The organism is Microbacterium sp. F1-18 (genome assembly GCF_052921305.1).
Map to the genome: position 1 here is coordinate 193,725 of NZ_JBREVD010000002.1, position 26,418 is coordinate 220,142.

A 26,418-nucleotide genomic window follows, 5' to 3' on the forward strand; every position below is an offset into this window, starting at 1 on the left:
GCATGAGATCGCTGCGCCGCGCCGCGATCGCGCTGCCCGCCGCTGCCGCGATCGCGTTGGTCTATCTCGCCTCGCGGGCCGTGACCACCGCCTTCCTCCTCGGGGCGGCCGAGCTGAGCGGTCCACAATCGCGGTTCGGAGCGGATGCGACGCTCGGCACGCTGACGATGGGCTGGGACGCCCAGTGGTACTGGCTCATCGCGTTCAGCGGGTATCCCACTGAACTGCCGCTCGACGCCGCGGGTAACGTCGCCCAGAACGCGTGGGCGTTCATGCCGGTGTACCCGCTGGTCACGGGCACCGTGGGCTGGATCGTCGGCGGGTTCCCGGTCGCCGCGCCGCTGGTGTCGGCGGTGGCGGGGTATCTCGCGTGCCTCGTCCTGTTCGCCCTGTTGCGGCGACGGATCGGCCGGTCGGCGGCCATGTGGGCGGTCGCCTTCTTCAGCTTCGCGGGACCCATGGCGGCCCTCTTCCAGCTCGGCTACGCCGAGTCGCTCTTCCAGCTCTGGCTATTGCTCGCCCTGCTCGCCGTCGAGCGCCGCCGGTGGTGGCTGCTGTATCTCTGGATCCCGCTCATGGCCTTCACGAGGCCGGGCGTGCTCGCCTTCTCGCTCATGCTCGCCCTGTACGGTATCTGGCGTTGGTCGCGGCGTGCCGGCGATGAGCTGCCGCCGCGCGAGGTCGTCCACATCGTGGCGAACGGGCTGCTGGCCGCCGTGTACGGCTTCGCATGGCCCGTCATCACCGGCGTCGTGACAGGAGAGGCAGGGGCGTACCTGCAGACCGAGCTCGCGTGGCGACGATCGTGGGTCGGAGATCACGGCGGCTTCATGCCCTTCGACGGCACGGTACAGGCAGCCGTCCTGTGGGCGGGCATATGGGGCGTCCCCGCCTGGGCGTGCCTGGCCGGGCTCACGACGATCGTCGTCCTCGCGACTGCGCTCATCGTCGCCGACCGCCGAGTGAAGCGGCTGGGTGTGCCGATCCGCCTCTGGTCCGGCGCGTACCTGCTCTATCTGCTTGCGGTGTTCTTCCCGCAGTCGAGCACCTTCCGTCTGCTCGTACCCCTGTCTCCGCTCTGGGGAGCCGTCGCCGTGCCGCGCGCACGCTGGTGGCGGATCGGGGTGCTGCTCCTCGGGATCGCGGCGCAATGGTGGTGGATCTACACGATGTATGCGCTCGGGAGCACCTTCGCTCAGATTCCCTGAGGCGCGTGTCCGCGCCCTGCCTGCGCTGCACGATAAACTCTTCAGGTAGTCCTCATGACGAAAGGGAGCCGCGATGGCAGCCATGAAGCCGCGAACCGGAGACGGACCGATGGAGGCCGTGAAGGAGGGGCGCCTGATCATCGTGCGTGTCCCCCTCGAAGGCGGAGGGCGTCTGGTCGTCTCGGTCAATGATGAAGAGGCCAAGGAACTCCACAGCGTGCTGAGCGGAGTCGTCGGCGCCGCCTGACGACGATGCCACGCGAAACGGCCGGTCCCCCTGGGGCCGGCCGTTTCGCGTGAGCGCAGAGAGTGCGGTCAGGGGGCGGACACCGTCGTGAGCTGCAGCAGTCCTTCGCCCACGATCGAGAGGGCGCCGAGGACGGCGGGTGACGACTGGGTCTCGTGGATGAGAGAGCGGTAGGCGCGGGTGATCTCGTCGCGTCGCACGGGGTCGGCGACGGAGCCACCGGCCAGCACACGCGGGACGAGGACCATTCCGCCCGGGCGCACGAGCCGGAGCCCGTGCTCGACGTACTCGATGACGCCGTCTGCATCCGCGTCGACGAGGACGATGTCGTACGACGCCTCGTTCATGCGGGGGAGCACGTCGGCGGCGCGGCCGGTGATGAAGCGTGCGCGAGCAGGGGGGACTCTCGCCTCGGTGAACGACTGCCGGGCGACGGCGAGGTGCTCCGGCTCGATGTCGATCGTGGTCAGAGTCGCGCGCGGCGACCCGTGCAGCAGCCACAGCGCCGACACGCCGCCGCCCGTGCCGATCTCCACGATGTTCAGCGCGCCCGTCGCCGCGGCGAGGACAGCGCACTGCGCACCCACCGGAGGGCTGATCGGGGCGGCGCCGATCTCGAGGGCGTGTGCGCGCGCGCGAGCGATGTGCTCCGGCTCCACCGTCGCCTCCATCGCGAACCTGCGGATCGCTTCCTGATCACCCATGCATTCCTCCTGGTTCCAGCGTAGGTGTGCAGATGGCTCCGGCCGCTGAGGCGCACGGGTAATCTGGGGTCATGTTCTTCGGCCTAGACGGGGACAAGCTCATCCTCATCGGGGTCGCCGCTGTCCTGCTCCTCGGACCCGAGCGCCTTCCGCAGCTCGCGGAGATGCTCGCGCGGTTCACGGTGCGGGCCCGCGACTGGGTCAACGGCGCGAAGGACCGCGTCAAGGACGAGATGGGCGAAGACTTCTCCGACGTCGAGTGGCGCAAGCTCGACCCGCGCCAGTACGACCCGCGGCGCATCATCCGCGATGCCCTGCTCGAAGACGCGCCCGTGCCCACGGTGCGGGCCGCCGCAGCCGGAGCCGCCATCAGCACCGCGACCGCCGTGGGGATGGATGCCGCAGGCGAGGCGGCGAAGCGCTTCGAACGGGGCGCCGCGGTGCCCTTCGACGACGAAGCGACCTGATCAGCCGACCCGCAGGGGCAAGGGACGACCGCTCAGCTCGCGTCCTCCGCGCGCGATGCTCGCCGCGATGCTCGTGATGGCGGCCGCGGACGGGTCGTCGGGATGCGCGACGACGACCGGCACTCCGCCGTCGGCATCGCTGCGCAGGACCGGACTGAGAGGTACGGAGCCGAGCAGCGGCACCGGCTGGTCCGCCGACAGCGCCTCAGCCACACGGGTGCCGCCGCCACTGCCGAAGAGGTCGAGCGATGTGCCGTCGGGCAGCGTCATGGCCGACATGTTCTCGATCACCCCGATCACGCGTTGGCCGGTCTGCCGGGCCACCAAGCCGCTGCGGACGGCGACGTCGGCTGCTGCCGACTGCGGGGTCGTGACGACCACGACCTCGGCGTGGGGGAGCAGCTGCCCGACGCTGATGGCCACGTCGCCGGTGCCGGGAGGCATATCGATGAGGAGCACGTCGATGTCGCCGAAGTACACGTCGGTGAGGAACTGCGAGACGGTGCGGTGCAGCATCGGACCACGCCACGCGACCGCACCGGGGGCCTTCTGATCGCGCGGCAGGAACATGCCGATCGAGATCGTCCGGACGTCGTGGGCGATGGGCGGGACCATGAGTCCGTCGATACGCGTCGGCTGCGGCGGCAGACCGTCGGTGTCGACGAGACCGAGCAGCGCGGGGATGGAGAAGCCGTGCACGTCGGCGTCGATGAGCCCGACGGCGAGACCTCGCTGGGTGAGGGCGACGGCGAGGTTCGCGGTGAGCGTCGACTTGCCGACGCCGCCCTTGCCGCTCGTGATCGCGATGACGCGCGTGAGCGAATCGGGGCCGAAGGGGTTCTCGCGGGCCGTCCTGCCGCCGCGCAGACGCTCCGTCAGGGCCGCACGCTCAGCCGGCGTCATGACACCCACGTCGACCGACACCGTGTCGATGCCGGCTGCGGACAGGGCGGCCTCGCGCACATCGCGCTCGATGCGGTCCGCGGCGGGACACCCGACGATCGTCAGGGCGATGCCGACACGGGCATGCCCGCCCTCGACGGCGATGTCGCGGACCATGTCGAGCTCGCCCAGGGGCTTGCGCAGTTCGGGGTCGCGCACGGCGGCGACGGCCGCGCGGACGGCGTCCGCGCTCATCGTGCGTCCGGTCGCTCGTCGGACTCGAGGCGGTCCAGTGCCGTCCGGAGCTCGGCACGCAGAGTCTCCTTCGTGACGAGCCCGTCGGTGAGGTCGGAGATCGCCATGCGCAGAGCGACGACCTCGCGAGCGAGGTACTCGGTGTCGGCGAGGTTGCGCTCGGCGCGCTGGCGGTCCTGTTCGATCTGCACGCGGTCGCGGTCGTCCTGACGGTTCTGCGCGAGCAGGATCAGTGGCGCTGCGTATGAGGCCTGCAACGAGAGCATCAGGGTCAGCGCCGTGAAGCCGTTCGCCGCCGAGTCGAATCGAAGCTCGACGGGCATGAGCGTGTTCCAGGCGAGCCACGCGGCGCAGAAGAGCGATAGCCCGACGAGGAAGCCCGGCGTTCCCATGGCTCGGGCGATCCACTCCGTGAAGCGTCCGAAGCGGTCTCGCGACGGCTGCGACGTGCGCTGGCCCAGGACGCCGGTCACACCGCTGCGACGCCCGCGGGGCGCTTCGAGCGACGGGGTCTTCGACGAGCGGGGCATCAGCGGCGCCCCCGCATCGCTGCGGCATCCTGCGGCTCGACGTCCTGCGACCGCCAGTCGTCGGGGAGCAGGTGATCGAGCACGTCGTCGACGCTCACGACGCCGACGAGCCGGCGGGCTTGGTCGACGACCGGCACCGAGACGAGGTTGTAGCTGGCGAGCATGCGCGCAACCTCGGCCGCCGACGACGACGCGGCGACCGGGTCGACCGTGTCGTCGATGATGGCGCCGAGCCTCTCGTGCGGGGGGTAGCGCAGCATCCGCTGGAAGTGCACCGTCCCGAGGAGGCGACCGGTCGGTGTCTCGTAAGGCGGAAGCGTCACGAAGACGGATGCCGCCAGTGCCGGATGCAGCTCGTGCCGGCGGATCAGGGCCAGTGCCTCGGCAACCGTCGCCTCGGCGGACAGGACGATCGGATCGCTCGTCATGAGACCGCCCGCCGTGTCGGGGCCGTACTCCAGCAGGGCACGGACGTCCTCCGCCTCTTCGGGCTCCATGAGGTCGAGGAGTTGCTCGATACGGCCTTCCGGCAGCTGACCGAGGAGGTCTGCGGCGTCGTCGGGCTCCATGGCGTCGAGGATGTCGGCGGCGCGCTCGTCGCCGAGCCGTTCGAGGATGTGCACCTGCTCGTCTTCGGGCATCTCCTCGAGGGCGTCGGCGAGCCGCTCGTCGGGGAGCTCCTCGGCGACCTCGAGCAGTCGTTCCTCCGGAAGGTCGAGCAGCGTGTTGGCGAGGTCGGCTGGTTTGAGCTCCGAGTAGGTCGCGACCAGCTGCTCGGCCGACTGCGCGGCGCCCGACGACTGGTCCTCGCGGACGTCGCCCCAGGAGGCGAAGGTCGTCGGACCTTTGGCGAACGGCGACGCGCTCGTCTTCGGGCGACGCAGGAAGAGCTGCCCGATGTCCCAATCGCCGAGCCGGTTCCGCTCGATCGCGACGTCCTCGATGACCGCACCGCCGGATCCGTCACGGAGGTAGACCTTGCGGCCGAGGAGCTCGGCCATGACCCGCACCTCGCCGCCGCGCTGCTGGAACCGCCGGACGTTGATGAGGCCGGTCGTGATCACCTGTCCGGTCGCGATCGAGGTCACGCGTCCGATGGAGAGGAAGACATGGCGCCTGCCCGGGATCTCGACGACGAGGCCGATGACGCGCGGAGGGTCCGATTTGCGGAAGATGACGACGACATCGCGGACCTTGCCCAGACGGTCGCCTGCGGGATCGAACACGACGCACCCGACCAGGCGCGCGACGAAAACCCTCTGCGTACTCACCGCTCCAGCGTAGTCGGCGACCGCAAAGGTGGCCCGTGACACAATGACGGAATGAGCATGATGGGCGGGACGCCCGCGATCACGGGTGAGAAGGTCGCCGAGTACGCCTCGTACGAGGCCGCGCAGAAGGCGGTGTCGACCCTCATCTCGGCCGACATCCCGGCGCGTGAGATCGCGATCGTCGGCTATGGCCTGCGGTCGGTCGAGACCGTGACGGGCCGCCTCGGCTACGCCACCGCGGCGCGCACCGGGGCGATCAACGGCATCCTCCTCGGGTTGATCTTCTCGCTCATCTTCGTCTTCGGAACACCGGATGCCGCCATCCAGCTCTTCCTCGGGGTGATGCTCGTGGGCGTCGCCATCGGCATGATGATGAGCCTCGTGATGTTCGCCCTCGTCCGTCGGCGGCGCGACTTCGCCTCGGTGACTCAGGTCGTCGCCGACCACTACGAGGTCACGGTCCAGGCGAACAGCATCCATCGCGCCCGGGGCGCGCTCAACGTCTCCGCGGCGCGCCCTGCGACGCCCGCCGTGCCGGTGCCGGACGGTCCGCCCCGCTACGGTGAGCGCATCGACCCCGCGCCGGCCCCGTCGGGCGACCGGCCCGCTCCCGGGCCGGCGGTGCCGGAGGGCAGCCCAGCAGCGCCGCCGTCGGGCTCGCCCGCATCCGCGCCGTCCGATGCGCCGCTGCCGCCCGCCGTGGGTCCGGTGCCCGGCGGCGAGGCCCCCGGACCCTCGACTCCGGGCACGCCCGAACCCCCGGCGACCGAACCGCAGCGATGATCGACGCGGTTCCGGTCGACGTCGCGGCCGGGACCATCGACCTATCACTCCGGCACGACGGCGCTGCACGAGCGGGCGCGGTCCGTCCCCGCGCGGTGATGATCCTCGCGCACGGCGCCGGTGCCGGGCCGGATCACCCGTTCCTGTACGGCTTCGCCCGCGCGGGCGCGGCGGCCGGGCTCGAGGTCGTCCGCTTCCCGTTCCCCTACGTCGTGGCGGGTCGCCGGCTTCCCGGTGCTGCAGGCGACGCCATCGCGTCGTGGACGGCTGTCCACCGGGCGGTCGCCGACGCCCGCCCCGGTGTGCCGATCGTTGCTGTAGGCAAGTCGTACGGCGGCCGGATGGCGTCGATGGCAGCCTCCGTCGGAGCGATCGATCCGGCGATGCTGATCTACCTCGGCTATCCCCTCCACGCGCCCGGCAGACCCGACCGCCCCCGCGCGGAGCACCTTCCCGCTATCGCGGCGCCGCAGCTGTTCGTGTCGGGTACCCGCGACCCGTTCGTCGAGCCGCTCGCCGATCTCGAGGCGGTCGTGGCGACGTGCGCCGACGCCGAGCTGGTCTGGATCGAGGGCGCCCGTCACTCATTCGAGATCGCGGGGCGCAAACGCGACGCAGCCGAGGTCGGTGCGAGCACGGCGGAGCTGGTCATGCCGCGCGCCCTGCGCCGCCTGAAGGTCTGACGGCGGACGTTCGGGGTCACCGGCCCGCCGCGTAGCCCTGCATCCCGCGCGGGTTCGCCGCGGCCCAGAGCAGCCCGCGCGCACGGTCGATGCCGACGGCGGAGAGACGCCCGAGGGCCCACGGTCCGACCTGCGTGACATCGTGTCCGCGCGCTCGGAGTCCCGCGGCCACCTTTTCACCGAGGCGGTCCTCCATCACGACTCCGGCGGGAGTCCAGGTGCGGGGCCAGAACGAGTCGATCATCGACGTGGTGTGCAGAGTCGGCGCGTCGATCGCCGATTGCGCGTCCCACCCGCCGACGATCATGCGCAGCAGCATCGGCAGCTGCCATTGGTCCTGCTGATCGCCCCCGGGCGTTCCCATCGCGATGTCCGTCCGGTCGCCGGTCATCACCAGCGTCGGGGAGAGGGTCGTGCGGGGGCGGGCACCGGGCCGCAGCGCGGCGGGCGACGTCTCGTCCAGCCAGGTCATCTGCAGACGCGTGCCGAGGGCGAACCCGAGCTCCGGAATGGTGGGAGACGACTGCAGCCAGCCGCCCGACGGCGTCACCGAGATGATGTTGCCCCATCGGTCGACGACGTCGATGTGGCAGGTGTCGCCGCGCGTCTCACCGGCGCGGCCGACGGTCGGCTCGCCCGTGCCGGCGATGCTCGTGCCGTCGGGGCGCACGAGCGGCGGGCGGTGCGGCGCCCGGTCCGGCAGGGTGCCCGGGCGCCACTCACGGGATGCCTCCGGCAGCAGCTGAGCGCGACGATCGGCCAGGAACGCGGGATCGAGGATGCCGGCGATCGCGCTGTCGTCACCGAAATGGGCATCACGGTCGGCGAGGGCGAGCTTCAGCGCCTCGATGATCGTGTGGGCGCCCTCCGGCGTCGCCGGGTCGAGGCGGTCGTCGGGGAAGGGATCGAGCAGGGCGATGGCCTCCAGCAGCGCCGGTCCCTGCGTCCAGCCGCCCGCCTTGACGATCGTCCGCCCGCGGAAGACCGCGGTGAGGGGCTCCTCGTATCCTGCCGAGAAGGAGGCGAAGTCGGCCTCGGCGATCACTCCGGCGTGCTGGCCGCCCGTCGAATGGCGATGCGGCCGGGCGACGAACGCGGCCGTTGCCTGGGCGACGAGTCCCGTCTTCCACTCGGAGCGTGCCGCCTCGATGCGCTCGCCACGGTCCGCCGCGTTCCGCCCCGCATCGGCGAGACGCTCGAAGACCGTCGCCAGAGCCGGGTTGCGGACGAGGTCGCCGGCCCGGGGTGCGACGCCGCCGGGCAACCACAGATCGGCAGAAGAGGGCCATTCGTCGCGGAAGAGCTGCGCGACGCGCTCGATCGTCGCCGCGGCCGAAGCGAGGATCGGATGGCCGTCACGGGCATATCCGATCGCGTAGGCCAGGATGTCGGAGAGCTCCCACGTGCCATAGTCGCGCAGCAGCATCAGCCACGCGTCGACCGCGCCGGGGACCGCGGCCGCGAGCGCGCCGGCGCCGGGAACGGTGTCGAGGCCCTCCGCCCGGAAGTGTTCGATGGTCGCGCGCTGCGGAGCGGGGCCTTGTCCCATCAGCACCCGGGGCGACGCATCGTCGGCGGCGTGGAATAGCCCGACGAGGTCGCCGCCGGGGCCGTTGAGGTGGGGCTCCACGACCTGCAGGACGAAGCCGCCCGCGACCGCCGCGTCGAAGGCGTTGCCGCCGCGCTCGAGGACCGCCTGGGCGGTGGCGGTCGCGAGCCAGTGCGTCGCGGCCGCCATCCCGAAGCTCCCGGTCAGCAGCGGGCGGGTCGTCTGAGCCGGCGGTGCCGAGAAGCGCGCGGTCACGAGGCGGAGCGTGCGATCCAGGCCTCGACCTCGTCCGCGGTGCGCGGGATGTCGGCCGAGAGGTTGACCGGGCCGCTCTCGGTCATGAGGATGTCGTCCTCGATGCGCACGCCGATGCCGCGATACTCCTCGGGCACCGTGAGGTCGTCGATCTGGAAGTACAGGCCCGGCTCGATCGTGAAGACCATCCCCGCTTCGAGGACGCCGTCGTAGTACATCTCGCGGCGTGCCTGGGCGCAGTCGTGGACGTCGATGCCGAGGTGATGGCTCGTGCCGTGCACCATGTATCGGCGATGCTGGCCGCCACGGTCGGCGTCGAGAGCCTCGTCCGCCGTCACGGGGAGCAGACCCCACTCGGCGACGCGGGCGGCGATCACACCCATCGCCGCCTCGTGGATCGAGCGGAACGTCACGCCCGGGCGTGCGGCGGCGAAGGCGGTGTCGGCGGCCTCGCGCACGGTCTCGTAGATGCGCCGCTGGATGTCGGTGAACCGGCCGGAGACGGGGATCGTGCGCGTGATGTCGGCGGTGTACAGGCTGTCCACCTCGACGCCGGCATCGATGAGGATCAGGTCGCCGGGCACCACCGGGCCGTCGTTGCGTGTCCAGTGCAGGTAGCAGGCGTGCGGTCCCGATGCGGCGATCGTGTCGTAGCCCTCGCCGTTGCCGTCGGCGCGTGCGCGCAGGTGGAAGACGCCTTCGACGACGCGTTCGCCTCGCGGGGTCGCGATGATGCGCGGGAGGTCGGCGACGATGTCGTCGAAGCCGCGGGCGGTCGCGGCGACCGCGAGCCGCATCTGATCGACTTCGTACTCATCCTTCGTGAGGCGGAGCTCCGACACCATCCGCGTGAGGTCCGCGTCGGCGTCGAGGACGAGATCATCCGCGCGCAGCTCGACGTCGGCCAGGTGCGCGGTCGCGATGCCGAGATCTGCGGCGACGTCGTCGAGCGCGGGGCGGGGCCCGATCCAGAACTCGCCGACGGCCGCATCGGCGTAGAACTCGGCGGTGGTCCGGTCGGCGCGGTCGCGGAGGTAGAGCGTGACGTCGTGCCCGGCTTCGGTGGGCTCGAAGACGAGCACCGAGTCGGGCACGGCGTCGCTGCCCCATCCCGTCAGATGCGAGAACGCGGAATGCGCGCGGAACGGGTAGTCGGTGTCGTTCGAGCGCTGCTTGAGCGAACCCGCCGGAATGACCAGGCGCCGACCCCGGAACTCGCGTGAGAGCCGCTCGCGGCGAGCCGCGGCGAAGCGCGCCACCTCACGCGCGGTCGTCGGCGTCTCGATGCGCGCGGCCCACCCCTGCGAGATGGTGTCGAGGAAGCCCTGCGGGAACGGCTGACGCCGGTTGGTGTTCTCGGCGGGGGCGTCGGAGGCAGCCGCCGCGTTAGCGGGCGTTTCGGTTCCGGTGGTCTCGCTCGTGCTCATGGATCCAGTCTCGCACCCGCCACCGTCGGCCGGGACGGATCAGCGCCGCGTGTACTGCACGACGAGAGGGCGGTGATCGCTGCCGGAGTCGTCGAGCGACGAGATGACCACGGAGCCCTCGGGCTGCCATGACGGGGTCGCCATGATGTGATCGATCGGTGCGCCCAGGGGAGCGGGGACGTCCGTCGGCCAGGTGCCGATGCCGCCGTTGCCGGTGGACCGGGCGGCGTCGTGGCAGCGCCCGAAGTCGGCGTCGTCGATGCCGAGACGCGCCATGTGGTCGAGCGTCGCGTTGAAGTCGCCGGCCATGATCACGTCATCCGTGGCGCACTGGTCGGCGAGCCATTGCAGGTCATTGCGCCAGCTCGCCATCTCGTCGGGTCTCGGTGCCACCGCGTGCACGGCGACGACGACCGGGCCGTCGCCGTCCACGGGCATGGCGACGGCACTCGGGACGATCGTGGTGTTCGTCGTGCCCGCGGCTTCCGACTCGATGACCGAGTAGTCGCCGAGCTCGGGCGAGATCAGCAGTGCCGTCGAATTCGCGTCCCAGCTGTCGGGACCGTCGTAGCTGTCGACGTGGGCCCACATCGGGCGACCGCGCTCGCGCATCGCCACCGCCACCGCACGCCCGGTGTCCATCGTCGTCTCCGGCAGCGCGAGGATGTCCGCCTGCATGGCGACCGCCGTCTCGGCGATGGTCTCGGCATCGGTCGCCTGGCCGGCGGTGTTCCAGGTCATGACGCGGATGCTGTCGTCGGTCTTCGGCGGCAGGGTCTCGGCCCCCAGCCCGCGCACGGCGAGCGTTCCGGCGCCGCCGGCGGCGGCCACAAGAGACACGAGCGCGACCCACAGGCAGAACGCGCGGATGCGGCGTCCGAGCGAGAGGAGCAGGAAGACGAGGGCGATCGCGACGAACCCGCCGATCAGCAGCGGGCGCAGCGCAACGAGCTGCGCGAACGGGAACTCGCGCTCCAGCCGCAGGAGCTCCGGCCAGGTGATCACGACGGCCGCGGCCGCGAACAGGGCCACCACGAGGGCTCCGAACACGCGCTTCACCCCTCGACTCTAAGAGAGCGAGCCTGGACGATCGCCGGGCACGGCTACGCTGTGGAGGATGGGAACGGCAGAGCGCGCACCGGGGTTCCACGGCCCCAGCGACCTGCATCTGCACTCCGTGCGCTCGGACGGCACGGAGCCGCCCGCGGGAGTCGTGCAGGCGGCGCACCGAGCCGGACTGCGGACGGTCGCTCTGACGGACCACGACACGACCGCGGGCTGGGCGGAAGCCGCGGAGGCGACGGCCTCTCTGGGCATGACGCTGATCCCGGGCATGGAGCTCAGCGCGCGTCACGAATGGCGGACCGTGCATCTGCTCGCCTACCTCTTCGACCCCGACCATCCCCGACTGCGAGCCGAGATGGAACGCATCCGCGAAGACAGGGTCGGGCGCGCCGAACGGATCGTGCGCAGCATCGCGCGCTCCCACGACCTGACGTGGGACGACGTGCTCGCCCAGACGGGGGCCGGCGCGACGGTAGGACGACCGCACATCGCCGACGCCCTCGTCGCACGGGGCCTCGCCGCCGATCGTGCCGCCGCGTTCGCCGGCATCCTGCATCCCAGTCAAGGGCACTTCACCCCGCACTACGCGCCCGACCCGATCACCGCCGTCGAGCTGGTCGTGGCCGCCGGGGGAGTGCCGATCCTCGCGCATCCGTCGCCGAGCGGACGCGAGCGCATGATGCCGGCCGGCGTGTTGCGAGAACTCGTAGCCCACGGCCTCGCCGGCTTCGAGATCGAGCACCGCGAGAACACCGTGGACGGAAAGCGCGCCCTCCGCGCCATCGCCGCCGACCTCGATCTCATCGTGACCGGGTCGAGCGATTACCACGGTCTCGGCAAGCCGAACCAGCCCGGCGAGAACACCACCGACGACGAGATGGTCGAGCGGATCATCGCCCGTGGCAGCGGAACGGCGCCCGTCTACGCATAGACGAGCGCCGTTCGTGCGCGATCAGACCCGTGCTCAGCCCGCGGCAGGAGCCGTCGCTCCCGCCGATCCCGAGCCGCCACGGCGACGGCGGCGACGCCGAGGCGAGGTCTTGCCGTCGCGGTGCTCGGAACCACCGCCGTCGTGCGTGCCCGTGCCGGCATCCGTGGCGACGGGTGTCGCGCTCTCGGACGCCGCGGCACCCTCGCCCGTGCCGCGTGAGCGGCGACGCCGCGGACGCTTCGACTCGCCCTCGGCCGATTCCGCCGGGACCGTCTTCACGCTCTGCGTCGTGGGCAGCTTGCGCAGCCGACCCTTCGTGCCGGCGGGGATGTTCAGGTCTTCGAAGAGGTGCGGGCTCGACGAGTACGTCTCGACGGGCTCGGGCTGACCGAACTCGAGCGCGCGGTTGATGAGCGCCCACTTGTGCAGGTCTTCCCAGTCGACGAAGGTCACCGCGATGCCGGTCTTGCCGGCACGGCCGGTGCGGCCCGCGCGGTGCAGGTAGGTCTTCTCGTCGTCGGGGATGGTGTGGTTGATCACGTGAGTGACGTCGTTCACGTCGATGCCGCGGGCGGCGACGTCGGTGGCGATGAGGACGTCCTTCTTGCCGGCCTTGAACGCGGCCATCGAGCGCTCGCGCGCCTCCTGGCTCATGTCGCCGTGGACGGCGGCGGCGTTGAAGCCGCGGTCGCCGAGCTCGTCGACGAGCTTCTGGGCGGCACGCTTGGTGCGCGTGAAGATGACGGCCTTCTCGCGTCCCTCGGACTGCAGGATGCGGGCGATGACCTCGTCCTTGTCGAGCGAGTGCGCGCGGTAGACGAGGTGCTTGATGTTGGCCTGCGTCAGACCCTCGTCGGGGTCGTTGGCGCGCATGTGGATCGGGTTCGACATGAAGCGCCGCGCCAGAGCGACGATCGGTCCCGGCATGGTCGCGGAGAAGAGCTGCGTGTGACGGACCGCGGGAACCTTCGAGAAGATCTTCTCGATGTCGGGCAGGAAGCCGAGGTCGAGCATCTTGTCGGCCTCGTCGAGCACGACCTCGGTCGCGTTGGAGAGGTCGAGGAGTCGCTGGCCCGCGAGGTCGATCAGGCGGCCCGGCGTGCCGACGACGATCTGGGCTCCGGCCTTGAGCTGGTCGATCTGCCCCTCGTAGGCCTTGCCGCCGTAGATCGCGACGACGCTCGTGGGGCGGTTGCGGGTGAGCATGTCCATGTCTTCGAAGACCTGGACGGCGAGTTCGCGCGTCGGGACGACGATCAGTGCCTTCACACCCGGCGCCGGGTCGAGTCCCAGACGCTGGACGACGGGGATGCCGAAGCCGAACGTCTTACCGGTTCCCGTCTTGGCCTGGCCGATGATGTCCTGGCCGGGAAGACCCAGCGGGATCGTCTGCTCCTGGATGGGGAAGGCATCGACGATGCCCTTCTCGGCGAGAGCGTCGACGATGTCCTGGTCGACGCCGAGATCAGCGAATGTGGTCATGGATGACGTGCCTGTCTGGCGGTGAGAAGCCGCCGGTGATGTGGGTCCACGCCCTTCACTCAGCCACAGGCGCGGGGCCCCGGTCCGATGCCGGGGCGCATCCAGCCTACCGCGACCCTAGGCTGGAGCCGTGGTGAGCTGGTTCTTCAAGCGCAAGCGTCCCGTCGGCCGCACCCTGCGGCTGCGATCCCGAGGCGACTACGGGGATGTCCGCCGCGTCGACTTCGAGGAGCTCGCTCCCGACGTCGAGACGTTCCTCGGCCAGGCCGCCTATCTGCAGCTCGGCTACTTCGAGACGCTGAGCGACCTCATCGCCTCGACTCCCGAGCTCTCTCAGAAGGAGTCGCTGTCGCTGGCGGCGGGCACAGCGCTGCTGAAGCACCGCGAGCTCGTCGGAGTCATCCGCGACCGCGGCGCCGATCCGCTCGAGCTCATGCTGCCCTTCCGGGAGCCTCTCGATGCGTTCCGCCGCGCGACCCACGGGGCACGGCCGCTCGAGACGATGCTGTCGGTGCACCTCACGGCCGGGATGCTGGACGACTTCTACCTCGCCCTATCGGCGAGCTACGGCGAGACCGGGCGCCAGGTCGCCGTCATCCTGCGAGCCCACGACGATCGCAGCGCGCTGGTGCGGATCATCACGGACGCGATCGCCGCCGACGAGCAGTGGCGCGGGCTGCTGTCGCTCTGGGGGCGGCGCCTGGTCGGAGACACGCTGCTGATCGCGCGCGCGGCGCTGCGATCTACCTCGCTCCAGCCCGCTGATGAGAAGCGGGTCGAGCCCACGTACGCGGATGTCATCGCGGCGCATTCGCGCCGCATGGCTGCGATGGGGCTCGAAGCCTGACGCGCCGCGGACGGTCAGCCGATACGCAGACGGCGCCGCTCCGCCGCGTCGGTTCGAGCTCGCGATCGTGTCATCAGCACGAGAACGAGGGGCACGACGACGGCGGGCGCCAGAACCGACACCACCCAGATGACGGGGTTGTCGAACGCGATGCCCGCCCAGGTCAGCGTCGCCCAGGCGATACCGCCGATGACGGCCCCCAGGACGGGGGCAGCCGCGGCACCCCGCGCCTCGCGCCCACGCACCACGAACTCGGCTGCGAGCCCGATCGCAGCGCCGATGATGAGCGCCAGGACGATCTGCACGGTCAGGCCACGAAGCCCACGCGGCGGGTCTGGTCGGTGCCGACCTCGACGAAGGCGATGCCGGCCGTCGGGACGATGTAGGAGCTGCCCTTGGCGTCGCTCAGCTCGACGAACGGAGCGCCGGAGGTGAGGGCTTCGGAGACGGTCGCGCGAACCGCTTCCGCGGACTCGTTGGATTCGAGGCTGAGCTCGCGGCCGGTGTTCGCGATGCCGATACGGATCTCCACGGATACATCCTCCTCCGCGTCCGTGCCTCGGACGCTCTTCGACTCTACGACACCGTCCGGGCCGGGATGCCGGTGCGGTCACGCCCTGGGCGAACGCTGCCGGCGTCGCGGTGTCGGCGGGGGCGGTTAGCGTGGATGGCATGGCTCACGTCTCGGTCGGCATCACGCCCGATGCCGCTCAGGCGCAGGTGCTGGCGCTCCCCGCCGAGACGAGCGCCGTCGTGGTGGGCGCCCCCGGAACGGGCAAGACGCGCACCATCGTCGAACGGGTGCGCCGTCTGGTCGCCGACGGACTCGACCCCGACACCCTCGTCGTCCTCACGGCCACGCGTCAGGCCGCGACCGACCTGCGCGACGATCTCGGCGTCGCGGTCGGCGTCGCCACGGCAGGCCCGCTGGCACGCTCGGTGCCCGCGTTCGCGTTCCAGATCGTGCGCGCAGACGCGGTGAGACGGGGCGTCGACCCGCCGCGTCTGCTGACCGGCGGCGACGAAGACGCGATCATCCGCGACCTCCTCGACGGTGACGCCGACGACGAGATCGCCGGGCGACCCCGGTGGCCGGCCGAGCTGCCCGCGCACGTTCGCGACTCGCGCGGTTTCCGAGCGGAACTCCGCGCGTTCATCGCGGAGTGCACCGCTGCGGGCATCGATCACCGCGTTCTCGCCGCGCGCGCGGTTCGAGAGGGCAGACCGGCGTGGCAAGCGGCGGCGTCGTTCATGTCGGAGTACTTCGCGGTGCGCGACGCCATGCGCGGCGCACATCGCGACGCCGCAGGGCTCATCCGGGAAGCGGTCACGATCGTCTCGCGGCACGGGGTCCCGCCGTTGCGGGCCGTGCTCGTCGACGACGCGCAGGAACTGACCGCCGGCGGCGTCGACCTCCTCGAGGCATGTCGCGCGCGCGGCATCGCGGTGGTCGCCTTCGGTGACCCGGATGTCGGGTCGGGCGCGTTCCGCGGCGCGACTCCGGAGAACTTCGCTCGACTCGCGGCCGGGGGCGATGTCCTCGTGCTCGACACGGTGCACCGGGCGGGGGGCCGCCACGCGGCGCTCGTCTCGACGGTCACCGCCCGCATCGGTGCGGTGGGCTTGGTCGCGCATCGTCGGGCGCCGGATCCGGAGGGCACGATGGCGGGCGTTCGCGCCCTGGCGCTGCGGTCCCGCTCCGAGGAGTTCGACGCCGTGGCGCGACTGCTTCGCGAACGGCATGTGCACCACGGCGTCCCGTGGGAGGAATGCGCCGTCATCGCCCACGACAGCCGTCAGGTGACGGCGCTCGAGGCCGAGCTCGCCGCCCGCGATGTGCCGACGGCGACCTCGGGCACGGGTACCTCGCTCGGCGAGTCGCCCGTCGTGCGCGACCTGCTGCGGCTCGTCGACCTGGCGGCACGGCCGGGGGAGACATGGCAGCGCGACGAGGTCATCGCCGCGCTCTCCGGTGCGGGGCTCGATGCCGTGGACCAGCGCCGGCTGCGTTCGGCGCTGCGCCAGGCGTTCCCACCGGATGAGAGCGAGCCCGTCTCCGCCTGGGAGTTGCTGCGGTCGGCGATGCTCCATCCCGCGGAGCTCGCCCTCCTCGACCTGCGTGAGGCTCGGCGCGCCGCGCGGGTCGCCGAGACGCTGCGTGGCGTCGCCGACCTCATCGCCGACGACGCCACCGCACACGAGCTGCTCTGGGCGGCCTGGGAGGGGTCGGGCCGCGAACGGGGTCTGCGCGAGGCCGCGCGGGGCCACGGACCGTTGGCCGCACAGGCCGATCGCGACCTCGACGCCGTCGTGGCGCTGTTCCAAGCGGCCAAGCGGCATGGCGAGCGCGAGGACGGCACGACGCCCGTGGCGTTCCTCCGCGGCATCCTCGACGCCGACGTCGGCGACGACCGCTTCGTGCCGCCGCCGATGAGCGGCGCCGTCCGCGTGTTGACGCCGGCGGCGGCCCTCGGCACCGAGTTCGACACCGTCGTCGTCGCGGGTGTGCAGGACGGGATCTGGCCGAACCTGCGGGTGCGCGGCGGCCTGCTCGACACGTGGCGGCTGCCGTTCCACGATCCCGCGGTCGCGGACGCACTCGATCGTCGTCGGGGCGTGCTCCACGACGAGCTCCGGCTGTTCGCCCGAGCGGTGTCGCGGGCGCGAGAACTCGTCATCGTCACGGCGGTCGACGACGACGACACCGGGCCCAGCCCGTTCTTCGAGCTTCTTCCGGAGGCCGAGGGCGCCCCGCCCGAAGCCGCCCATCCGCTGACGCTCCGAGGTCTCGTCGCGCGGCACCGCCGCACGCTCACCGATTCCGGCTCGACCGAGGGTGATCGCCGCAAAGCGGCCGGGCAGCTGGCGCTCCTGGCCGATGCGGGCATCGCGGGCGCCGATCCCGGCGACTGGTTCGGGGTGCGGCCTCTGACCACGACGGCACCGCTGCGCGATCGCGAGGTCGAGACCATCCGCGTGTCGCCCTCGCGTCTGGAGACACTCGAAGAGTGCCAGCTCAACTGGGTCATCGCCGACCTCGGCGGCGATACGTCCAGCGCCACCGCGGGAATCGGCACGATCGTGCACAGCGCCCTCGAGATCGCGTCTCCCGACGAGGAATCCCTGTGGCAGGCGGTCGCGTCGCGCTGGAGCGAGCTCGAGTTCGAGTCCGCCTGGCGCGAGCGCGCGGAGCGTGCCCGTGCGCGCGATCTGGTGCGTCGTCTCGCCCGGTACCTGCGCGACTTCGACCGTGACGGCGGGCGCCTGTTGGGAGCCGAGCCGCGTTTCGAGGTCGAGCTCGCCCATGACGACGCCGAGGGACGCATCGTCCTGAGCGGTGCGGTCGACCGGGTCGAGCTCCGTGCAGACGGGAGTGTCGTCATCGTTGATCTGAAGACCGGTAAGCGCGAGCCGCAGACCGACCGTGCCGTGACCCAGCACGCACAGCTCGCCGCCTATCAACTGGCGCACGAGCACGGCGCGATCCCCGCGGCAGCCGGGCTGCCACCGGGCGGAGCGATGCTGCTCGTGCTGCGTCCGACCGCAGCGACGAAGGACTACGCGGCGCCGCGCCAACCGCCTTTCGGCGACGAAGAGCGTGCCGCCTTCCTCGGACGGGTACGCGGAGCCGCGCGCGTGATGGGGGGAGACAGCTTCGAGGCTCCCTTCGAAGAGCACTGCCGAGACGATCATTCCTATGGGCTCTGCCGGATACACACGATCGCGGCGGTGAGCGCGACATGATGGTCTCTCCCGCGGCCCTGGCAGCCGCCCTGGGCCAGTTCCCGCCGACACCCGAGCAGAGCGCGGTGATCGCCGCGCCGCTCGCGCCTGCCCTCGTCGTCGCCGGAGCGGGCAGCGGCAAGACCGAGACGATGGCGGGCCGCGTCGTCTGGCTCGTCGCGAACGGGCATGTCGCGCGATCGGGCATTCTCGGTCTGACCTTTACGCGCAAGGCAGCGGGCGAGCTGAGCGAACGCATCCGACGGCGCCTCGACCGTCTCGCCGAGTTCGAAGACGCCGGCCTCGTGCCACACCTCGACGCGCTCCACCGTCGCGGCGCGCTCGACGTCTTCGTCGAACTCGAACGGACGGGCGATCCGGGCGGCGCCCGGCGTCACGCCGCCCAGCGACGCCTCGTCGACGACACGGGGGCCGCGACGCTCGGGCCCGCGACCGACTCGCTGCTCGAGCGCCCGACCGTGTCGACCTACAACAGCTTCGCCGACGGCATCGTCCGTGAGAACGCGGTGCGCATCGGGCGCGACCCCGAGGCGGCGGTCCTCAGCGAGTCGGCTGCATGGCTGCTGATGCGTCGCGTCGTCCTCGATTCCGACGACGAGCGCCTCGAGACGCGCGACAACGCCCTGCGCAGCATCATCGACGGGGCGCTGCGGATCGCACGCGACGGGGTCGACAACCTGGTGGACTTCGACGAGCTCGCGCGTTTCGGACTCGCCTTCCAAGATGTGCTGGAGCGCCCCTCGACACGCAGCGGCACCACGGTCTACGCCGACGTCGCACGGGCCGCCGAGCAGGTCGCGGGCCTGCCTCTGCTCGCCGATCTCGCGGTCGAGTACCAGCGGCGCAAGCTGCGTTCCGGCGTCATCGACTTCTCCGACCAGGTGGCGGGGGCGTTGACGATCGTGCGCACTCACCCGGCGGTGGCGGCGGACCTCCGCTCGCGATATCCCGTCGTCCTGCTCGATGAGTATCAAGACACCTCAGTCGTGCAGACCGAGTTGCTGAGTGCCGTGTTCGCCGGGACGTCGGTGATGGCCGTCGGCGATCCCCACCAGTCCATCTACGGCTGGCGAGGTGCGAGCGCGGGCAATCTGGGCGACTTCGCCGCCGCGTTCGCGCCCGAGGGCGGGTCGGGCCGGTTCTCCCTAGCGACCAGCTGGCGCAACAGCGAGCGGATCCTGGATGCAGCCAACGCGGTGCTCGCACCGCTCGCGGAGCGGTCCCCGGTACCCGTCGACCGGCTCCGCCCCCGCCCGAACGCACCCGACGGCGGGGTCGAGATCGCGTTCGAAGCCGACCTCGACGCCGAGACCGAGCGGGTAGCCGCCTGGTTCGAGGAGGTTCGGGCGCAACGGCACGGACGCGGGCTGCCCACGAGCGCGGCGATCCTCCTGCGCAGCAAGAAGCACATGGTGCGCTTCGCCGATGCCCTCGCGCGACGCGGCGTCCCGCACCGGATCCTCGGGCTGGGCGGACTGCTCAGCACGCCCGAGGTCGTCGACGTCGTCTCCGCGCTGCGGGTGATCAGCGATCCCACCGCGGGGTCGGCGCTGCTGCGGCTCCTCGGCGGACCTCGATGGTCGATCGGTCTTCGAGATCTGCGCTCGCTCGCCGAGCTCGGGCGGCGGCTCGCGCGCTCGGACGTCGCACTGCAGCCGCTCACACGCGAGAGCGCGACGGACGAGAACGCGTCGCTCATCGATGCGCTCGACTTCTTCGTGCGCGTCGGACCCGATCATGGATGGCTCGCCGACTTCAGCCCCCTCGGCCGCGATCGCCTCCGCGAGGCTGCCGCGACGTTCGCCGGTCTGCGGCGGGCCTCGTCGATGCCCATTCCCGAGCTCGTGCGGCTGATCGAGGCGGAGCTGCGTCTCGACATCGAGTTGGCGGCGAACGAGAGCCGGGGGCCCGCTCGTATCGCATCGGATCAGCTGCGAGCCTTCGTCGACGAGCTGCAGGGGTTCCTCGCGACCGACGAGTCAGGATCGCTCCCGAGCCTGCTCGCGTGGCTCGACCACGCCGAGCGGCAGGACGAGTTCGCGCCGCGGACCGAGCCGCCCGAAGACGACGTGGTGCAGATCCTGACGATCCACGGCTCGAAAGGCTTGGAGTGGGATGCGGTGGCCGTCGGCCGGGTCGTGGCCGACGAACTGCCCGCCCGCCCACGCGACAAGCAGGGCTGGCTCGGTTTCGGAGTGCTCCCTTATGCGTTCCGAGGTGATGCTCGCTGGCTGCCCCCGTTGGGATGGGAAGCACACGCCGCACCGACGCAGCAGGATCTGAAAGCCGCACTCACCCGGTTCGCCGAAGACAACGCCGATCGTCAACGCGAGGAGGAGCGCCGTCTCGCGTACGTCGCGGTGACGCGCGCGCGTGACGCGCTTCTGCTGAGCGGTTCGCACTGGTCGGGCACCCGCAACCCCCGCGGTCCGAGCCCCTTCCTGCGCGAGATCGCGGGCGCGCTCGGCGCAGACCGGCCCGACGCTGAACCGGGGGAGAACCCTTACAACGACCGTCACCAGACCATGCGCTGGCCGCTCGACCCGTTGGGGGCGCGCCGCTCGCGAGTCGAGTCGGCCGCCGAACTCGCACGTGCCGCGCGAGCGAGCGACACGCGCGACGCACCCGAACGTGACCTGGCCCTCCTTCTGGCGGAGCGCGAGGAGCGCGCCGCGGGCACCCGACGCGTCGCGCCCACCCGCATCCCCGCGTCACGCTTCAAGGACTTCGCCGCCGACTACGACTCCGCGGTGGAGTCGACCCTGCGCCCGCTTCCGGAGCGGCCGTACCGGGAGACCCGGCTGGGAACGCGATTCCATGCATGGGTCGAGCAGCGCTCCGGGATCACCGCGCGCGGCCCGCAACCAGACGCGCCCCTGTGGGATGTCGACGACCCGGTCGACGGCATCGGCGGCGGCGCGGCGGACGGCGACCTGAGCCGGCTGCAGGAGGTCTTCCTGCGGTCCGAGTGGGCCGATCTGCAGCCGATCGAGGTCGAGACCGAGATCGATTTCGCCGATGACCGGATGCTCGGCGACGGCCGCCCGCACGTCATCATCTGCAAGCTCGACGCGGTCTACCGCCGTGCCGACCGAGGCGGCCGCATCGAGATCGTCGACTGGAAGACCGGGCGCCCGCCGCGGACAACGGCCGAGCGAGCCGAGCGGATGTTGCAGCTCGAGCTGTACCGCCGGGCGTACTCGATCCGGCACGGCATCCCCGAGTCGGAGATCGACGTCGCGCTGTTCTACGTGGCCGACGACCTCGTCCTGCGGGGCTGAAGCGCGCCGGACGACCGTCTCGCGTTCAGTCGGCCGACGAGGACCAGCGCCGCAGCGCGTTGCGTGCCGCTTCCGCGTGCTCGGGATCGTCGGCATCGTCAGCCGACGATCCCGCCGGAGTCCCCGAGGGAACGGCTGAAGCAACGGTGGGAACGGCACCGGTGTCGCCGCGACGGTCGCTGGATGCGCCCTCGGGCGTCCAGTCCGACAGATCGATCGGGATCGTCTCGATGTCTGCTTGCTCGGCGGTGTCCTGGTCGGCGAGGTAGGCCGCCAGCAGCGCCGGATCGTACGTGTCGGTCTGCATCGAGGTGTCTCCGGCGCTCACCGCAGCGGGGGTGCGTCCGAGCAGTTCCAGGGCGTCGTCGACGGTGCTGTAGTCCTCGGGAAGGAGCGGCTCGTCTCGGACGCCGTCGTCGAGGGCGGTGAGCAGGGCCACTGCGTCCTCCACCACGCGCTGCGCGCCGGTCTCGTGTCCGTGGGCCAGCCAGCGGGCGAACTCGAGCTCCGCGTACAGGCGCGAGCGCGCGGCCAGTGCTGCATCGGGCGTGTGGTGGGCGGCCTCGGCGTACGCGGCGAGCACGTCGTCGCGTGCATCCGGCGCCGAAGCGAGCCAGCGGAGGTCTTCAGCGGGGTCGCCGACCCCGAGGCCGTGCCATGCCAGCAGGCCGGTCACCGTGGGGCCGGCGGCGGTGTCGCTCAGGACGAAACGGCCGGGGTCGACACCGCCGAGTGTCACGGTGGCCTCGAAACGCCACAGCCGATCTTCGCCGAGGGCTGTGCTCCACCGTCGGAGCAGCCCGAAGGGAAGCGATCCGGTGGCCTCCGCACGGTCGAGCAGTCGTTCGGCATCCTGGCGCACCTCGGCGCTCGTACGGGTACGCAGGCCGGCGTCTCGCGCGACGGCATGCGGAAGCGCGTGGACGCGGGCGATCGCCGAGCCGAGCGACCAGGCCGCTCCGCGCCCGGGAGGAATGTGGCCGGCCTCGACCCGGTACCCGGGGACGTACTCCTGGACGACGGCGGTGAAGCCCCCCATCCGGGCGGTGCCGAGCACCGTGGGCGCTTCGAACGGCAGCAAGCCGCGGACCCCCGGCGTCAGCGCGCGGAGCGCACGGGTGTCGGCGACGAGCTCGAGGTCGGCATCGACGTCGACCGGGACGCGCACGACCACCCGTCGGCCGTCCTCGAGGGTCACCAGAGCGCTGTCGTAACGGCCGTCCGCTCGCTCGGTCAACTCCGCGGCGCCCACCACGGCGGCGCCGGGAAGAGCCGAACTGACGGACGCGGCTAGAGTGAAGGGAGAGCGAGCCATGCCATCAGGGTAGGTCGGGCGGCCGCGCAGGCCGACGCGCCACGCCCGCGAGAGAGGTCCCCGAGATGCGAATGCAGCCGCCGGCGCTGGCCCGGTCCGTCTTCGAACCGTCACCGGAAGAGCGGTCCGACGAGACGCTCATCGATCGTCTTCGTACCGACTCGACGACCCGGGTCCTGCGCGTGCGGGGCGATCGCGCCCGGATGCGCGGAGAGCGACTGGTCTGGGACTCGCCCGCGGATGCCGTGGACATCGCCGACGCGACCGAGTGGGCCTTCCTCGGACGCGCCGCAGACGGCTCGGCACGACTGATCGCCGCCGAAGGCAAGCCCGTCGACAGCGATGACGAGGACGATTGGGCGTCGCTCCGGCTGTCGGGGGGCGACCTCGTCGACGAGGACGCCGGGGCGTTCGTGACCGCGGTCGCGCTCGGACGCTGGTTCGCCGACTTCCGCTTCTGCCCGCGATGCGGTTCACCGGCGCGGTTGCGCTCTGCCGGGTGGTCGCGGGTGTGCACCGGATGCGGACGCGAGCAGTTCCCCCGTACCGATCCGGCCGTCATCGTGGCCGTGAGCGACGCCCGGAACGAGCGGCTCCTCCTCGGGCAGAACGCCGCCTGGGCGGTGGACAACAGGTTCTCGACGTTCGCGGGGTTCGTCGAAGCCGGCGAGTCGCTCGAGACCGCGATCCGCCGCGAGGTCGCCGAGGAAGCCGGCGTCGTCGTCGATGACCTCGTCTATCGCGGGTCGCAGGCGTGGCCGTACCCGCGGTCGCTGATGCTCGGGTTCCGCGCCGTGGCTATCGACGCGTCGCGTGCCCGCCCCGACGGCGAGGAGATCGTCGCCGTCCGTTGGTTCGATCGCCAGGAGATCCGCGCATCGCTCGACGGCGCCGGGCCGGTGATGTTGCCGGGCTCAGCCTCGATCGCGCGCCGCCTGATCGTCGACTGGTGCGGGGACGAGGCGTGAGCGACCCGCTCTCCGGACTCGACGAGCAGCAGCGCGAGGCGGCGTCGGCGCTGCGCGGTCCCGTCTGCGTTCTGGCGGGCGCGGGATCGGGCAAGACCCGTGTGATCACGCATCGCATCGCACACGGGGTCGAGACCGGTGCGTACTCGCCGAGTCGCGTCATGGCGGTGACCTTCACGGCGAAAGCAGCCGGGGAGATGCGGGGCCGGCTGCGCGCCCTGGGCGTCGGCGGCGTGGCCGCGCGGACCTTCCACTCGGCGGCTCTGGCGCAGCTGAACTACTTCTGGCCCCAGCTCGCCGGCGATGCGGCGCCGACGATCCTCGGAAGCAAGGTGCGGCTGCTCGCCCAGGCGGCTGATGCGATCGGTCTGGACCCTGATCCCGCGGTTCTCCGCGACGTGGCCACCCGGATCGAGTGGCGGAAGATCACCATGCGCTCCATCGATCGGTACGCGCTCGACCGCCCCGAGCCGGTCGGCTCGCTCTCCCTCGACGCTGTGGTCGCGTTGCAGCGGTCGTACGAGCAGCTGAAGGACGAGCGGCGCCAGCTCGACTTCGAGGACGTGCTCCTCGCGTGTGCGGGGATGCTCGAGGCCGAGCCGCGCGTCGTCGCGGAGGTTCGCGAGCAGTACCGGCACTTCACCGTCGACGAGTTCCAGGACGTCTCGCCGGTGCAGCACCGACTGCTCGAACTCTGGCTCGGCGAGCGCCGCGACCTGTGCGTCGTCGGCGACGCGAGCCAGACGATCTACTCCTTCGCCGGTGCCGACCCGTCGTACCTGCTGGACTTCGGGGTGCGGCATCCCGACGCCCGGATCCTGCGCCTCGAGCGGAACTATCGATCCGAGGCGGGCGTCGTCGCGGTGGCGAACTCGCTCATGCGCGGTCGCCCCGGAGCCCTCGAGCTCACGGCCCAGCGCGCGACGCCGGATCATCCGCGACCCACGATCCGGGCGTTCGCCGATGACACCGCCGAGGCCGACGGGGTGGCTGCAGCAGTGGCCGAGCAGCTCTCGCGGGGAATCGATCCTCGAGACATCGCCGTCCTGTACCGGGTCAACGCCCAGTCGGCTCCGCTTCTGGCGGCGCTGGCGCGGCGCGGCATCGCCGCCGCGGTGCTCGGCGGCAAGCGCTTCTTCGACATTCCCGAGGTCCGCCAGGCCGTGATGGCGCTCCGAGGCGCCTCGGTAGCACCCTCGTCGGGTGACCTCGTCGCAGACGTGCGGTCGATCCTGCGCTCGCTCGGTCTGACGGATGAGCCGCCGCCTGCCGGTGGTCCGCTCCGTGATGCGTGGGAGGCGCGCGCCGCGCTGCTCCGGCTCGCGGAAGAGGCGCCCACCGGAACCACGATGCGGGCGTTCACCGACGAGCTTCAGGTGCGGGCGAGGGACCAGCACGAGATCGCCACGCGCACCGTGACGCTGTCGACGCTCCACGCCGCGAAGGGCTTGGAGTGGGACCATGTGCACCTCGTGGGCCTTGCGGAGGGGTTGCTGCCGATCGCGTACGCCACCACGTTCGAGCAGATCGACGAGGAGCGCCGCTTGACCTACGTCGGTGTCACGCGGGCCGCGCGCACGCTGACGATTTCGTGGGCGCGGACATCGGGGCGCTATGAACGCCAGGTGTCGCGCTTCGTCCGGGAGATCGGCACCAGCACGCTCGATGAGGTTCGTGGTACTGCCACGTCGGCTCGTCGGACGACGCCCGCACGGTCATCGAGCGGCTCCGGCCCGTCACGGGCGCACTGACCAGCTGCACAGACGCCGCGCACGCCGCCGTGATGAGCGCGGGATCGGTGGGCGGGCACGGGCGGGCCAGCAGTTGCGCGGCGATGGTGGGCCACGCGGGGTCGCGGTCGCGTCGGTGCGCGTGGAGACAGGCGAGGCAGCCGGTGCGGCCGGGGAAGACGAGCGGACCCGCCGTGGCGCGATCGCCGGCGAGTTCCAGCGCGAGATGGGGTACGTCGTCCGAGACCAGAGCGGAGGCGCGGCGCGGTTCGACGAGTCGGGAGGCGACCAGGATGACGACTCGCCCCGGCACCCCGAGGGGGATGCCGGTCTCCACCGTCCCGACGCTGGCTCCCGCGGCCGCGAGCGCCTCCGCGACGACGACCCGGTCCTCAGAACCGACGCCGTCGGCGAAGGACACCGCGAGCGGGGGAACACGACGCGGCGCCGCGAGGGATGGAGCCACGATCTCGCGTAGGCGTGCCACCTCGTCGACGGAAGCTCCTGCGTCGCGGGCGATCACCTCGAACAGGCCGTCCGGGATGCCCTCGACCAGGGCGTGGAGCACGCGTTCGTGCCACGGCTCGACGGGGTCGATGACCGCAGCGCCGGGCTCGTCGCCGAGCTGCACGACGGTGGGCGAGCGCCAGAGCGGTACGGCTGATGCGTCGAGACGGAGCATGTCCCCGATTCTCGACGCCCCCGCCGCCGACTCGCCGGTGTCTCCACAGGCGCGTGCCGCGCCGGCCACCGCGCCCCCCTGGGGAGGAGCAGCGCCCGGAGGCCGGTCGTGG

The 26,418-nt window shown here is 71.5% G+C and carries 23 protein-coding genes; 12 read left to right on the top strand and 11 right to left on the bottom strand.

The window, feature by feature from the left end:
• Positions 1 to 2: 2 nt before the first annotated feature.
• Both ACU6RU_RS05095 and ACU6RU_RS05100 read left to right on the top strand, forming a co-directional pair.
• Positions 3 to 1,208 carry a hypothetical protein gene (locus tag ACU6RU_RS05095; RefSeq protein WP_289329626.1) on the top strand — a complete coding sequence of 402 codons (1,206 nt, stop codon included), beginning with the start codon at positions 3 to 5 and terminating at the stop codon, positions 1,206 to 1,208.
• A 73-nt stretch (positions 1,209 to 1,281) separates the two neighbouring features.
• Positions 1,282 to 1,455, top strand: coding sequence for a DUF3117 domain-containing protein (locus ACU6RU_RS05100; protein WP_023950528.1), 174 nt, complete (start codon positions 1,282 to 1,284; stop codon positions 1,453 to 1,455).
• Positions 1,456 to 1,523: 68 nt separating this feature from the next.
• On the opposite strand, the gene ACU6RU_RS05105 is transcribed toward ACU6RU_RS05100, so the two are convergent.
• Entirely contained in the window at positions 1,524 to 2,159 is a 636-nt protein-coding gene (locus ACU6RU_RS05105) for an O-methyltransferase (protein ID WP_120262508.1), read from the bottom strand.
• Positions 2,160 to 2,230: 71 nt separating this feature from the next.
• Here ACU6RU_RS05105 and ACU6RU_RS05110 point away from each other — a divergent pair, with 71 nt between their 5' ends.
• Positions 2,231 to 2,626: a Sec-independent protein translocase TatB gene (locus tag ACU6RU_RS05110; RefSeq protein WP_120262509.1), complete on the top strand. Its 396-nt coding sequence runs from the start codon at positions 2,231 to 2,233 to the stop codon at positions 2,624 to 2,626.
• Here the strand turns inward: ACU6RU_RS05110 and ACU6RU_RS05115 are convergent, their stop codons facing one another.
• From ACU6RU_RS05115 to ACU6RU_RS05125, 3 genes are read right to left on the bottom strand one after another with little or no spacing between them, the layout of a single operon-like run.
• A complete protein-coding gene (locus ACU6RU_RS05115) occupies positions 2,627 to 3,763 on the bottom strand; it encodes an Mrp/NBP35 family ATP-binding protein (protein WP_446726060.1) in 1,137 nt (378 codons plus the stop codon).
• Positions 3,760 to 4,293, bottom strand: coding sequence for a DUF1003 domain-containing protein (locus tag ACU6RU_RS05120; protein WP_120262511.1), 534 nt, complete (start codon positions 4,291 to 4,293; stop codon positions 3,760 to 3,762). The genes ACU6RU_RS05115 and ACU6RU_RS05120 overlap by 4 nt, the downstream gene beginning before the upstream one ends.
• Positions 4,293 to 5,564, bottom strand: coding sequence for a magnesium transporter MgtE N-terminal domain-containing protein (locus ACU6RU_RS05125; protein WP_120262512.1), 1,272 nt, complete (start codon positions 5,562 to 5,564; stop codon positions 4,293 to 4,295). The genes ACU6RU_RS05120 and ACU6RU_RS05125 overlap by 1 nt, the downstream gene beginning before the upstream one ends.
• A 51-nt stretch (positions 5,565 to 5,615) precedes the next feature.
• On the opposite strand from ACU6RU_RS05125, the gene ACU6RU_RS05130 reads away from it, so the two are divergent.
• Positions 5,616 to 6,347: a general stress protein gene (locus tag ACU6RU_RS05130; protein ID WP_446726061.1), complete on the top strand. Its 732-nt coding sequence runs from the start codon at positions 5,616 to 5,618 to the stop codon at positions 6,345 to 6,347.
• Positions 6,344 to 7,030: an alpha/beta hydrolase family protein gene (locus ACU6RU_RS05135; RefSeq protein WP_289329623.1), complete on the top strand. Its 687-nt coding sequence runs from the start codon at positions 6,344 to 6,346 to the stop codon at positions 7,028 to 7,030. Before ACU6RU_RS05130 ends, ACU6RU_RS05135 begins: the two co-directional genes overlap by 4 nt.
• Positions 7,031 to 7,046: 16 nt before the next feature.
• Here the strand turns inward: ACU6RU_RS05135 and ACU6RU_RS05140 are convergent, their stop codons facing one another.
• The 3 genes from ACU6RU_RS05140 to ACU6RU_RS05150 all read right to left on the bottom strand — a co-directional run bounded on the left by ACU6RU_RS05140 (position 7,047) and on the right by ACU6RU_RS05150 (position 11,320).
• A complete protein-coding gene (locus ACU6RU_RS05140) occupies positions 7,047 to 8,768 on the bottom strand; it encodes a gamma-glutamyltransferase family protein (protein ID WP_446726311.1) in 1,722 nt (573 codons plus the stop codon).
• A 62-nt stretch (positions 8,769 to 8,830) separates the two neighbouring features.
• Positions 8,831 to 10,261, bottom strand: a complete 1,431-nt coding sequence (locus ACU6RU_RS05145; RefSeq protein ID WP_289329622.1) for an aminopeptidase P family protein — start codon at positions 10,259 to 10,261, stop codon at positions 8,831 to 8,833.
• A 39-nt stretch (positions 10,262 to 10,300) separates the two neighbouring features.
• Positions 10,301 to 11,320, bottom strand: coding sequence for an endonuclease/exonuclease/phosphatase family protein (locus ACU6RU_RS05150; RefSeq protein WP_289329621.1), 1,020 nt, complete (start codon positions 11,318 to 11,320; stop codon positions 10,301 to 10,303).
• A gap of 58 nt (positions 11,321 to 11,378) precedes the next feature.
• On the opposite strand from ACU6RU_RS05150, the gene ACU6RU_RS05155 reads away from it, so the two are divergent.
• Positions 11,379 to 12,257 carry a PHP domain-containing protein gene (locus ACU6RU_RS05155; RefSeq protein ID WP_120262516.1) on the top strand — a complete coding sequence of 293 codons (879 nt, stop codon included), beginning with the start codon at positions 11,379 to 11,381 and terminating at the stop codon, positions 12,255 to 12,257.
• 33 nt (positions 12,258 to 12,290) lie between these two features.
• Here ACU6RU_RS05155 and ACU6RU_RS05160 read toward each other — a convergent pair whose 3' ends face one another.
• A complete protein-coding gene (locus ACU6RU_RS05160) occupies positions 12,291 to 13,739 on the bottom strand; it encodes a DEAD/DEAH box helicase (RefSeq protein WP_120262517.1) in 1,449 nt (482 codons plus the stop codon).
• A 130-nt stretch (positions 13,740 to 13,869) separates the two neighbouring features.
• Between ACU6RU_RS05160 and ACU6RU_RS05165 the strand changes: the two genes are divergently transcribed.
• Complete coding sequence (locus ACU6RU_RS05165; protein WP_120262518.1) at positions 13,870 to 14,586, top strand: ferritin-like fold-containing protein; 717 nt, start codon at positions 13,870 to 13,872, stop codon at positions 14,584 to 14,586.
• A gap of 14 nt (positions 14,587 to 14,600) precedes the next feature.
• Here the strand turns inward: ACU6RU_RS05165 and ACU6RU_RS05170 are convergent, their stop codons facing one another.
• Positions 14,601 to 14,891 carry a hypothetical protein gene (locus ACU6RU_RS05170; RefSeq protein WP_120262519.1) on the bottom strand — a complete coding sequence of 97 codons (291 nt, stop codon included), beginning with the start codon at positions 14,889 to 14,891 and terminating at the stop codon, positions 14,601 to 14,603.
• Positions 14,892 to 14,893: 2 nt separating this feature from the next.
• Positions 14,894 to 15,118 carry a DUF3107 domain-containing protein gene (locus tag ACU6RU_RS05175; protein ID WP_120262520.1) on the bottom strand — a complete coding sequence of 75 codons (225 nt, stop codon included), beginning with the start codon at positions 15,116 to 15,118 and terminating at the stop codon, positions 14,894 to 14,896.
• A 140-nt stretch (positions 15,119 to 15,258) separates the two neighbouring features.
• Between ACU6RU_RS05175 and ACU6RU_RS05180 the strand changes: the two genes are divergently transcribed.
• Together ACU6RU_RS05180 and ACU6RU_RS05185 are read left to right on the top strand one after the other, a co-directional pair.
• Entirely contained in the window at positions 15,259 to 18,330 is a 3,072-nt protein-coding gene (locus ACU6RU_RS05180) for an ATP-dependent helicase (protein WP_446726062.1), read from the top strand.
• Entirely contained in the window at positions 18,327 to 21,611 is a 3,285-nt protein-coding gene (locus tag ACU6RU_RS05185; RefSeq protein WP_446726063.1) for a UvrD-helicase domain-containing protein, read from the top strand. The genes ACU6RU_RS05180 and ACU6RU_RS05185 overlap by 4 nt, the downstream gene beginning before the upstream one ends.
• Positions 21,612 to 21,636: 25 nt before the next feature.
• On the opposite strand, the gene ACU6RU_RS05190 is transcribed toward ACU6RU_RS05185, so the two are convergent.
• Positions 21,637 to 22,926, bottom strand: coding sequence for an aminoglycoside phosphotransferase (locus ACU6RU_RS05190; RefSeq protein ID WP_446726064.1), 1,290 nt, complete (start codon positions 22,924 to 22,926; stop codon positions 21,637 to 21,639).
• A 65-nt stretch (positions 22,927 to 22,991) separates the two neighbouring features.
• Here ACU6RU_RS05190 and nudC point away from each other — a divergent pair, with 65 nt between their 5' ends.
• From nudC to ACU6RU_RS05205, 3 genes are all read left to right on the top strand, one after another.
• The gene (nudC, locus tag ACU6RU_RS05195; RefSeq protein ID WP_446726065.1) at positions 22,992 to 23,894 is read left to right on the top strand and encodes an NAD(+) diphosphatase; all 903 of its coding nucleotides are present in this window, start codon (positions 22,992 to 22,994) and stop codon (positions 23,892 to 23,894) included.
• Positions 23,891 to 25,645, top strand: a complete 1,755-nt coding sequence (locus ACU6RU_RS05200; RefSeq protein WP_289329614.1) for an ATP-dependent helicase — start codon at positions 23,891 to 23,893, stop codon at positions 25,643 to 25,645. The genes nudC and ACU6RU_RS05200 overlap by 4 nt, the downstream gene beginning before the upstream one ends.
• A gap of 121 nt (positions 25,646 to 25,766) precedes the next feature.
• Positions 25,767 to 26,102, top strand: coding sequence for a hypothetical protein (locus ACU6RU_RS05205; RefSeq protein ID WP_446726066.1), 336 nt, complete (start codon positions 25,767 to 25,769; stop codon positions 26,100 to 26,102).
• The last annotated feature ends 316 nt before the right edge of the window (positions 26,103 to 26,418 follow it).